This is a genomic window from Vreelandella profundi (assembly GCF_019722725.1).
GTDB lineage: Bacteria > Pseudomonadota > Gammaproteobacteria > Pseudomonadales > Halomonadaceae > Vreelandella > Vreelandella profundi.
Window position 1 is genome coordinate 2,019,614 of sequence record NZ_CP077941.1, and the last position, 9,288, is coordinate 2,028,901.

At 49.9% G+C, this 9,288-nt stretch carries 12 protein-coding genes and 1 pseudogene; 3 read left to right on the top strand and 10 right to left on the bottom strand.

Going from position 1 to position 9,288, the window contains the following annotated elements; genetic code table 11:
* Nucleotides 1-34: 34 nt before the first annotated feature.
* From KUO20_RS09275 to KUO20_RS09285, 3 genes are all read right to left on the bottom strand, one after another.
* Nucleotides 35-457, bottom strand: a complete 423-nt coding sequence (locus KUO20_RS09275; protein WP_235039598.1) for a tetratricopeptide repeat protein — start codon at nucleotides 455-457, stop codon at nucleotides 35-37.
* Nucleotides 458-792: 335 nt separating this feature from the next.
* Nucleotides 793-1,215: a VOC family protein gene (locus KUO20_RS09280; protein ID WP_235039599.1), complete on the bottom strand. Its 423-nt coding sequence runs from the start codon at nucleotides 1,213-1,215 to the stop codon at nucleotides 793-795.
* A gap of 116 nt (nucleotides 1,216-1,331) precedes the next feature.
* A complete protein-coding gene (locus KUO20_RS09285; protein ID WP_235039600.1) occupies nucleotides 1,332-1,757 on the bottom strand; it encodes a VOC family protein in 426 nt (141 codons plus the stop codon).
* Nucleotides 1,758-1,912: 155 nt separating this feature from the next.
* Between KUO20_RS09285 and KUO20_RS09290 the strand changes: the two genes are divergently transcribed.
* Nucleotides 1,913-3,100: a DEAD/DEAH box helicase gene (locus tag KUO20_RS09290; protein ID WP_235039601.1), complete on the top strand. Its 1,188-nt coding sequence runs from the start codon at nucleotides 1,913-1,915 to the stop codon at nucleotides 3,098-3,100.
* Nucleotides 3,101-3,155: 55 nt separating this feature from the next.
* Here KUO20_RS09290 and rho read toward each other — a convergent pair whose 3' ends face one another.
* Nucleotides 3,156-4,109: a transcription termination factor Rho gene (gene rho / locus KUO20_RS09295; protein WP_235039602.1), complete on the bottom strand. Its 954-nt coding sequence runs from the start codon at nucleotides 4,107-4,109 to the stop codon at nucleotides 3,156-3,158.
* A 168-nt stretch (nucleotides 4,110-4,277) separates the two neighbouring features.
* Between rho and KUO20_RS09300 the strand changes: the two genes are divergently transcribed.
* Nucleotides 4,278-4,619, top strand: coding sequence for a type II toxin-antitoxin system RelB/DinJ family antitoxin (locus KUO20_RS09300; RefSeq protein WP_235039603.1), 342 nt, complete (start codon nucleotides 4,278-4,280; stop codon nucleotides 4,617-4,619).
* Nucleotides 4,606-4,875 carry a type II toxin-antitoxin system RelE/ParE family toxin gene (locus KUO20_RS09305; protein WP_235039604.1) on the top strand — a complete coding sequence of 90 codons (270 nt, stop codon included), beginning with the start codon at nucleotides 4,606-4,608 and terminating at the stop codon, nucleotides 4,873-4,875. Before KUO20_RS09300 ends, KUO20_RS09305 begins: the two co-directional genes overlap by 14 nt.
* A 93-nt stretch (nucleotides 4,876-4,968) precedes the next feature.
* Here KUO20_RS09305 and KUO20_RS09310 read toward each other — a convergent pair.
* The 6 genes and pseudogenes from KUO20_RS09310 to KUO20_RS09335 all read right to left on the bottom strand — a co-directional run.
* Nucleotides 4,969-5,280: pseudogene (locus KUO20_RS09310) on the bottom strand (transposase); the annotation flags it as partial.
* Nucleotides 5,281-5,461: 181 nt separating this feature from the next.
* On the bottom strand, nucleotides 5,462-6,370 hold the full coding sequence (locus KUO20_RS09315) for a hypothetical protein (RefSeq protein WP_235039606.1): 909 nt from the start codon (nucleotides 6,368-6,370) through the stop codon (nucleotides 5,462-5,464).
* Nucleotides 6,371-6,807: 437 nt separating this feature from the next.
* Entirely contained in the window at nucleotides 6,808-7,248 is a 441-nt protein-coding gene (locus KUO20_RS09320; RefSeq protein ID WP_235039607.1) for a YtoQ family protein, read from the bottom strand.
* Between the two features lie 78 nt (nucleotides 7,249-7,326).
* Nucleotides 7,327-8,091, bottom strand: coding sequence for a precorrin-6A synthase (deacetylating) (cobF, locus tag KUO20_RS09325; RefSeq protein ID WP_235039608.1), 765 nt, complete (start codon nucleotides 8,089-8,091; stop codon nucleotides 7,327-7,329).
* Entirely contained in the window at nucleotides 8,088-8,891 is an 804-nt protein-coding gene (gene cobM / locus KUO20_RS09330) for a precorrin-4 C(11)-methyltransferase (protein WP_235039609.1), read from the bottom strand. The genes cobF and cobM overlap by 4 nt, the downstream gene beginning before the upstream one ends.
* On the bottom strand, nucleotides 8,888-9,280 hold the full coding sequence (locus KUO20_RS09335; protein WP_235039610.1) for a cobalamin biosynthesis protein: 393 nt from the start codon (nucleotides 9,278-9,280) through the stop codon (nucleotides 8,888-8,890). Before KUO20_RS09335 ends, cobM begins: the two co-directional genes overlap by 4 nt.
* Between the last annotated feature and the right edge of the window lie 8 nt (nucleotides 9,281-9,288).

Below are 9,288 nucleotides of genomic sequence, written 5' to 3' on the forward strand. Positions count from 1 at the left end.
TAACATCAGCAATCTACCGATGACAACGTAACGCTTAGGCAGCCGTTAGCGTTGCCAGCAATTTATCTATTTCTTCTTTCAAATCATTATCTTCAATCTTATTCGCATTCAGTTTTGCCGCTTGAAGATTCTTGATAGCCGCATCTTTTTGACCTAGCTCAACTTGCAATGTCGCCATTGAAAAACCGATGGATGACATGTGGTCTTTCGAGTTAATAGCGACCGCTTTCTCTAGCGCTTTGTCATAGACACACAGCGCATCGTCTAACTCTTCTGTAAAGTCAGCCAGCGTTTCCCACTGTTCAGGGTGGTCTTTATCGGTGTTTTCGTTCTCGGTGCATATAGCCTTCAACTCTGCATAGAGTGACTCAAATGCTTCTCTATCATCTTTATCAGCCGCCCTCATTAGCTTTTCAGCCAACTCATAGACAGACTTGTATATTTTGGTATTAATCATTAACAACTACCTTTTCTTTCCTGAATTCAACCAATAAGTACAGCAAATTCCCAGCTGGGCTGCGCCATTATACCCTTGGTTGACAGGCATTCGGGTGGTCATTTTGCCACTTTCGGTATGGATAAACTGCTTTGCGGGCTTGGCGCCGCCCGGCCCGCCCCATATTTAGGCTGGCAGCACTCACAAACGTATATTCTATTCAGGCATTTATTCTACACAACGATGGTTCTAGCTCGACGATGTAGCATTTTTGCGAGATGCAGAAATAGCGAAGAAAACAGTGCCCAGCGCCATGAATAAGGGGCCGAGCACCCAAAATACCCTGCGGTTAGTAATTAAGCTTCCGAGGCTTCCACTGCTAAACCAATTTCTTGTCCATAGGATATCTCTAGAATATGACCATCAGGGTCATTGATAAATGCCCAATATCCAACCGGATCGCCTGAATCAGTCGCTTCTTTGGATAAAATACCTTCATGCCTAGCACGGTCGCATAGGTCATCCACTGCGCGTCGACTTTCACACCCCACACCCAAATGAGCAAAAGGCCCTAAAATAGGAACCGGCTGGCTATTTTGGACGAGAACGAGGACAAATGGGCGCGTTTTATCTGACAACCAGACAACGCGTTTGCCGGCTTCCTCATCGATTCGCTCGTGCATGACTGACATGTTGGCGTAGCGCCGATAAAACGCAATGCTGCTATCCAAGTTACTCGCTGATAATGCAATGTGGGTAAAGCCAATATCTTTTGCCATCGAAAACTCCAAAGCGATCTAGATAATTCAATAAGTATTACGGCTCTAGGCTTTAACAATGCCGAGCCAAAAGTTTCTTCACGGGCTCAAGCGTCACCGTCACTTCGCGCAATTGCCTACAACGCATCACGATTTAAATTGCGCTCCGCCGGGATGTCACTCAGGTACTCGACAAACTCGACTTCAAAACCTGCCGGGTCGACAAAATAAACGTTTTTGCGAAACGGCTCTGTCGCGCCGGGTTTGGCAATGGCAAAACCCGCGTTATTTAACCGGGCAACAGCGGCATCCAGGTTATCGGTCACATAGGCAAAATGCGCTAAGCCGACGCTATGCCCCGTCAAATCGCGATTCGCTCCTTCGCCATGGTCGCTTAATGCTAGGTAATGTCTATCGTCACCGAAGTGCACCCATTTGCGCGGCTTGCCGTACCACTCGCCTTGGCCCTCATCGCGTATCTGCCAGTGTGGGAAAGCGGCGCGGTAAAAGTCCAGCATGGCATCCATATTCGCAACGACCAGGTTAACGTGCTCTAAGTACATAGCGTTCCCCTTGTTTGATTTCCAATAAGAGGTTAAAACCTCAACCCATATTGAGGTAAAGCTTTTTTTATAAACGCCTAATAACCGCACGCCCACGCTATACTGCATCATCTTTTATTTTCGACACACCTTACGACAATCTGTCAGAGCTCCTTATGTCATTTGCAAAACTAGGCTTATCCAGTCCGCTTGTTCAAGCGATTACCGAACTCGGATACAAAGCGCCAACGCCCATCCAGGAACAGGCGATTCCTGTCATTCTTTCGGGTCAAGACTTAATCGCCACCGCACAAACGGGAACAGGCAAAACCGCTGCCTTTGTTCTGCCTCTGCTAGAACGATTCAGTAACGCGGGAACGTTACGCGGCAAACGCATACGTGCGCTGATTCTTGTGCCGACCCGTGAGTTAGCGGTTCAGGTTGAAGCCAATGTGGCTCAATACGCTAAACACACGCACTTAACGTCTATGGCGATGTATGGCGGTGTAGACACCGAAGCTCAAAAAGAGCGCCTAATCGCTGGCGTGGATATTCTGGTTGCCACGCCGGGCCGATTGCTGGATTTGGCGCATCAGCGGGCGCTGCACTTTGATGAGCTAAAAGTCATGGTGTTGGACGAGGCGGACAGAATGGTCGACATGGGTTTTGTCGATGACATCAAAAAAATCATCGACCGCCTGCCTGAAAATCGTCAGAACTTGCTGTTTTCGGCCACCATGACTGGCGACGTTCGGGCGCTGGCCTACGGCTTTTCAGATAGCAAAATGACCGACCTGGCGGCGGATATCTCCATTACGCCCAACGTTCGCGCCGCCGCCAATATCAAGCAATGGCTCATCACGGTAGATAAGGACACCAAGTCCGCACTGTTGAGTCACTTGATCACCGAGAACAAGTGGGATCAGGCGCTTATCTTTGTCGAGAAAAAACACAATGCCGCCAAGCTGGTGGCGCAACTGGAAAAACGCGGCATCATCGCGGACTCCATTCACGGCGGCAGAAGCCAGGCCATGCGCGAGCAGGTCTTGGCTCAGTTCAAATCCGGCGAACTCAAGTACTTGATTGCCACCGGAGTGGCCGCTCGTGGTCTGGATATTGACGAACTGAGCCGCGTGGTGAATTACGATTTACCGTTCCAGCCAGAAGATTACATCCACCGCATTGGCCGAACCGGTCGTGCGGGCGCCTCGGGTGAAGCTATATCTTTGGTCGATATCAGTGACTTCAAGAATTTGTGTGCCATTGAAAGGCGATTAAACGCAATCATCGAGCGCAAGGAAGTCGAAGGCTTCCCGGTTAAGAAGGCCGTGCCCGCTTCAAACTTGAATTATAAAAAGAAGTAACCGCTAATACGTAACCAGGAAGCTCACCTCTCAAGCGATCAAAAGGTGAGCTTCGCTAGTCGGATGTAAACGCATCTAGTAGTTCCGCATTAGTCGGATATTTCTCCAATAATGCAAGCAACTTCTGCGCGCCTTCTACTGGCTTAAGTGCTGTCAAACCTCTGCGCAATGTGCGTACTTTTTCAATATCTTTTTCATCAATCAAAAGCTCTTCACGACGGGTACTGCTTTTGGCAATATTTATCGCAGGGAAAATCCGTTGATTGGCCACGTCGCGAGATAACACGAGTTCCATGTTGCCCGTGCCCTTGAACTCCTCGAAAATCACCTGATCCATACGGCTTCCGGTATCTACCAGCACGGTAGCCAGAATCGTGAGCGACCCGCCGTTTTCGATCTTTCTCGCGGCGCCAAACAGCTTGCGGGGTATTTCCATCGCGCGGGAATCCAGCCCACCCGACATCGTACGGCCATTGCCCCGCTGCTCGGCATTATGAACGCGCGAGAGTCGCGTAAGTGAGTCAATCACAATCATCACATCATGCCCCTCCCCCGCTTGCTTACGCGCCGTTTCAAGGAGTTTATCTGCCATACGCACATGGTGTGTGTAGGTTTCGTCTGAAGACGATGCATGAACCTCTGCCGACACACTGCGCTTAAAATCGGTCACTTCTTCAGGGCGCTCATCAATCAGCAAGGCATACAGCTTTATGTCAGGATGAGCCTCAGCAACGGCCTGACAGATATGTTTTAGCATCGTCGTTTTGCCAGAGCCCGGCGGTGCAACAATCAACCCACGCTGCCCCATCCCTATGGGCGTAATTAAATCCATCGCCCGCACAGTACGCTCTTGAGAGCCAGGCGCTAAATAAATACGCGGGGAAGGATGAATAGCGACGCCATTTAAAAACCGCTGTTCGGGATCATTAGAGAATTGATCTTCCACTTCGTCGGCAGGCTTAGCGTCTATCTGTTTTTTCGCCTTCAAACCTAATGTTTTTCTAGCCATAATATCGATGGATCGCCTTGAATAACCTGGGTTTATAGAATACTGAATTTATAAAATAACTGCAGCACTTTGAAAATGGTATTGGTCGCTTGCCTGTGTATAACGCCCAGCGTATGCGTGCGAACGTCGCAGCAGCCGAAAACCGTGGATAACGCGGAGTGTTATGCGATGATTCAACTAAGTGCTACAATGTATGACATTGCAACACACTCTGGAGTGGTTATCATGAAAAGCGAAATGCTTAGCACACGCATAGATCATGACACAAAAGTCGCATTTACCAACATCTGTGATGACCTCGGGCTAAGTCCATCTCAGGCACTCAAGCTTTTTGCGCGTGCCGTTATAAATCATGGCGGTATACCTTTTGAGCTTAAAGCACGCCAACCAAATGAAACAACGGCGGCTGCAATTCAGGAACTAGTAGAAGGTAAAGGCCAGCGAAGCAAGTCTCTTGATAACATGTTAAATGACTTAACTGAAGGCAAAGTAGTCAATGCTTGTCCTTGAATATTCAGCTCAATTTAAAAAAGATTTCAAAAAAATTGCTAAAATGCCGATTCCTGAAATTTTGGAAGTTGGGGATATCATCTCCAAGCTTCAGCGCGGCGAATCACTCTCGCTAAAAAATGTTGACCATCCTCTGAGTGGAAATTGGCTCGGCTTTAGAGATTGCCACATCAAGCCAGATCTCGTTTTAATCTACCGAATTGATAATAGTACCCTGCAACTTGCTCGAATTGGCTCTCATAGCGAAGTTTTCTAGTTAATTCAAAGATCGCATAACGAGGCTGTAGCAACACCCAGTCTCTGGCCATCTATCCCCCTGCTACGCTAGTTTAGTTTCCCAGTTTTTAATGGTGAAGTGAGGCACGGTATCGCAGGAAAGGGCTTTGGAAATAATATTGGTCTCGCAGCTCCACTGCATTTCACGGCTGGAGGTAATGCCTTTTGAGTAAGCAAACAAGATGATCTTCGACAAGATAGTCGGATCACAGGCCAGCCGACCGGTCGCATCGTTGCGGTACTTGGGATGGAAAACGGACAAGTCGGGCTTGTGCTCGATCAGATAGTGCGCAGCGTGTTCAAAGGTGCCTGGCTGAAGCTGATCCTGGTAGTTGATCACCACCATGGCGTTCTGATCGTAGTTATAAGCCTTGAAGCGCGGCATGCTGACCACTCCTCGTTTGTTTTCTCGATCCTACCAAAACGTAGCCATAAGTGGGGTTTTTCTACAGCCTAACGCCGCGTTAAGCGACAGTAAAATTGGGCGATATTTTTGCGCTCTTTCTGTTTTTGCAAAAATGGCGCACGGTTTTAATGTCCGATTTAAACGCTTTGTTATGTGTTGATTACTCTAATAGGTAATTATATTGCTCCGGTAAAACCCCGAACTCTCCCCACCCTAAATTTCTAATACACAAACCGATACCACTTACTTCAACTGTACCGTATATCAGTACAACCTTCCCTTTTGAGTCATCAGTAATACCGTGCTCACTAGATTGCTGATCTGTTGCTTTAATACAGAAGTCCGTATATTCAGAGTTTCGATTATACTCAAACATAGTTTGCCTAATATTCTGAGGTGTAGAGCCACAGTTAAACGAATTTAAAATCCTGCCATAATATAGCCTTGGTGTATCATTTATCTCTGTAACTGTTGATATATCGACAAGTAAATCTTTCAATTGAACAGCATTATTTTTTCCAGGCAACGTATAATATTTATAAAAGTTGCGATCAAAATTTCGGCATATACCTCTAATTGTTGTTATTCGACTTGGAAGATTAAAAGATTCACCATTATGCCTCCCAATAGCTACCTCTGTTGTTTGACCATTACTATCTTCAACATGATCTCCATTATAAACTCGTTGTTCTCCATTTTCCGAAGCAGGTCTGTCAGTTAAGAAAGAACTTATGACAACAAGTTCTTCATCTTCAATAGCTTGTCTTGCTAATTCTTCATTAAGAAAAGTTCTGCCTTCTGCTCTACTAACTCTTAAGCTACATTCAGGTGAGAAAGATCTGGAATGAGCAAAAAACGCAGCAACTCCTCTAGAGTTAAAAGGTTTATCATGCGGAGATCTAAATAATGGAGCACAACATTCAGGACAAAATATATTACCTTGCATTTGCTCAGTATATTCTGTTGGCATGGCCCGAACAGCGGTTCTTCTTAAATTTCGTTTATTTCCTGTTTCATAGTTCCAATCCTCAAGGTACAACGCAAGTCTTACATCTGTATTATTTGGCATATTGGAACCTCATACTTTAAAAACACATAACAGGTATTAGACAGCGCATCTTATGATTGGATGAACACGACGGCATGTCTACTTAGCAAATACAGCCTTGTCTTTTCCACATAATCACATGATTTTAATATTAATTAATTTTAACTAGGCTGCATATCAAAAATTGGCGCTTCCGCTCGTTTTGCGGATCTAATCATACTCTATTCATAAAATTGGCTTAGGTCACGTGGCTTTTTAGAAATATTGAGCAGGTCAGACTTTGGACAGCTGGCGCTGCCGTCGCGGATGCCTTTGGCTCGTTCCTCGCCAAGCATTACGCCGCGCTACGGAGTAGCTAAATTACTTCTATGCCGGAGTCTTCGCGCGCTGAAGCCCTCCCGCAACACTTGTTCAACACCACTAGTGCAGTGGCTAGGTTTGTGGGAGGTGCTTTGGATTTAAGCTTTCAGCACGTACTTGAGGGTTTCCACTACTTGCTCAGTAGTAGTACACCAGGCTTGCGCACCGGCATCCACCTCTTTCAGCGGGTGAACGATGTCATCGCTGTGTAGCGTGATGTAGGGCTTGGCGAGGGCTGCACAGTAGCCTGCATCAAAGGCGGCGTTCCACTGCTTGTACTTGTCGCCAAAACGCACCACGACTAAATCGCTTTGCTCAATCAAAGTGCGAGTACGTATAGCGTTGACTTTAGACGACTGGTGGTCGCGCCAAAACTGATTGCTCTGCTCGCCCAGGTGATCGCCTGCGGCGTCACTGGCGTCGTGGTCGGTGACCGGGGCGGTGAAGACGATATCCAAGCCTGCGGCTTCAGCGCCACGCTGGATTTCATCGCGCCATTCGGTGTGGATCTCGCCGGATAGGTAAACGTAAAAGCTCATGGCTTGCTCCTTGAATGCTGACTATCAGGTAACTCGTAGAGCCATTTTATGGAAAAACATTCCAACTTAATACCGGCGTTACAGTAGCGGGTGTTTGGCCAGCAGATAGATATCCATAATCCAGCCATGTGCTTCACGCAGCGCGGCGCGGCGCTCAATAATCTCATCGTTTACTTCGCTTAGCGGGCCTTTGATCAAGCATTGCTTGTCCATCCCCAGGTAAGCGCCCCACCAGATGTAAGTATCTTCTTGCGGAAGCGTGGTGAACGCCCCGCCGCTGTCGAGCATGACGGCAACGGTGGCGGCATCGCTTGGCCAGCCGCGTTCGCGTAGGCGGCGGCCGGTGGTTATTTGAACTGGCTCGGCGAGCGCGTTGAGGGGAATTTTGTGCTCGGCGGTGAGCACTTGCAGGCTGGTGATGCCGGGCACTACCTTGACCTCAACGGCGCGGCCACTATCGGTCAAGCGCTGGGCAATACGCAGGCTGCTGTCATAAAGCGAAGGATCGCCCCACACCAACATGCCCACCCGGCCGCCGTTGGGTAGATGCTTATCCATAAGCTGTGCCCACACCCGCGCAATGGCGCTATGCCACTCGTCTACCGCGCTTAGGTAGTGGCGCTGCGCATCGCGGACGGGTAAATCAAACTCCACGATGTTGGTTTGAGTAGCGCTATCAAGCAGCTGTTCGCACAGCAACCGACGCAAGTCGAGCAGATCTGATTTTGCCTCGCCCTTGCGCGGCAGCAGAACCACATTGGCGCTGTTAAGCGCACGCACCGCGGCTAAGGTAACGTGATCAGGGTTGCCAGTACCGATACCAATTAGTGAAAGCGTGATCATGCGCGGCCCTCGTCATCATCCACGCTGCCCGCAAACGGTGAATCCGCAGACTGCGGCCGAAAGCGGCGGTCGTAACCTACCGCGTAAAGGCTGCTTTCCTGAAAATCGTCGTTTTCCAGCACCGGCCCCACCAGAATCAGCGCCGTGCGCTGCAGCGCGCCTGCGGCTAACGCTCCAATGCTGGAAAGACGGCCTCGCACCACTCGCTCATCGGGCCAGCTCGCCCGCCAAACGATAGCGACCGGGCACTGCGGGCCGTAAAACGGCGTCAAATCACTCACTACCTGCGCCAGATTATGCACGGAAAGGTGAATAGCCAGCGTAGCGCCGGTATTAGCAAAGTTAGCGAGGCTTTCACTGCTGGGCATTGCGCTGGCGCGGCCCGGCGTGCGTGTTAGCACTAATGATTGCGCCACTCCTGGCAATGTTAGCTCTTGGCCCAGCGTTGCCGCCGCCGCTGCAAATGAAGGCACGCCGGGGGTGACGCTGTAGGGAATATCCAGCGCACGCAGGCGGCGAAGCTGCTCGCCCATTGCCGACCACACCGACACATCGCCGGAGTGAAGCCGGGCGATATCCTGACCCTCAGCGTGGGCGGCTTGAATTTCATCAAGAATTTCATCCAGCGACAGCGGCGCTGTATTAACGATGCGCGCGCCTTTAGGGCAGTGTTCAAGAATCTGCTCGGGCACGAGTGACCCTGCGTAAAGGCATACCGGGCAGGCCGCGATTAAGTCACGCCCGCGCAGGGTGAGCAGGTCCGGTGCGCCGGGGCCTGCGCCAATAAAATGAACCGTCATGAAGTAACTCCTGTTGCCCGTGCCTTTGCCACCGCGGCCGTGGCTTTTCTGTCGGCTGAAATGATTCGCGGCCCCAGCAGCTGGGCACCGCGGCCCGCGGCTAAAAGCGCAACGGCTTCCGCCACGCTGCCGGTGCCCTTTGCCTGCTGGCTGTAAGCTGAGCGGGTAAGCGTCGCCATGCTGGTTAAGTCTTCGTCTGCCACCACGATAACCTCAAGGCAATGCTGGCGGCCGAGGCTTTCCACCAGCGGGCACATCGCGTGGGTAACGGCCAACCGGTCGATATCGCCATATTGCTGGCAAAGCTGCTCAAGCGCCTGTTCTAGCGATGCCAGCGTTGCCTCTCGGCGAAAACCAAACCCGGCTATGAGCATCGGCGTAGTGCTCATCGGCGTAC

What these genes read in the sequence shown, in the direction of transcription:
- KUO20_RS09300 (WP_235039603.1), top strand. Translation starts at nt 4,278, where the DNA reads ATGATTCAACTAAGTGCTACAATGTATGACATTGCAACACACTCTGGA.
- KUO20_RS09335 (WP_235039610.1), bottom strand. Translation starts at nt 9,280, where the DNA reads ATGAGCACTACGCCGATGCTCATAGCCGGGTTTGGTTTTCGCCGAGAG.
- KUO20_RS09315 (WP_235039606.1), bottom strand. Translation starts at nt 6,370, where the DNA reads ATGCCAAATAATACAGATGTAAGACTTGCGTTGTACCTTGAGGATTGG.
- KUO20_RS09290 (WP_235039601.1), top strand. Translation starts at nt 1,913, where the DNA reads ATGTCATTTGCAAAACTAGGCTTATCCAGTCCGCTTGTTCAAGCGATT.
- KUO20_RS09320 (WP_235039607.1), bottom strand. Translation starts at nt 7,248, where the DNA reads ATGAGCTTTTACGTTTACCTATCCGGCGAGATCCACACCGAATGGCGC.
- rho (WP_235039602.1), bottom strand. Translation starts at nt 4,109, where the DNA reads ATGGCTAGAAAAACATTAGGTTTGAAGGCGAAAAAACAGATAGACGCT.
- KUO20_RS09305 (WP_235039604.1), top strand. Translation starts at nt 4,606, where the DNA reads ATGCTTGTCCTTGAATATTCAGCTCAATTTAAAAAAGATTTCAAAAAA.
- KUO20_RS09280 (WP_235039599.1), bottom strand. Translation starts at nt 1,215, where the DNA reads ATGGCAAAAGATATTGGCTTTACCCACATTGCATTATCAGCGAGTAAC.
- cobF (WP_235039608.1), bottom strand. Translation starts at nt 8,091, where the DNA reads ATGATCACGCTTTCACTAATTGGTATCGGTACTGGCAACCCTGATCAC.
- cobM (WP_235039609.1), bottom strand. Translation starts at nt 8,891, where the DNA reads ATGACGGTTCATTTTATTGGCGCAGGCCCCGGCGCACCGGACCTGCTC.
- KUO20_RS09285 (WP_235039600.1), bottom strand. Translation starts at nt 1,757, where the DNA reads ATGTACTTAGAGCACGTTAACCTGGTCGTTGCGAATATGGATGCCATG.
- KUO20_RS09275 (WP_235039598.1), bottom strand. Translation starts at nt 457, where the DNA reads ATGATTAATACCAAAATATACAAGTCTGTCTATGAGTTGGCTGAAAAG.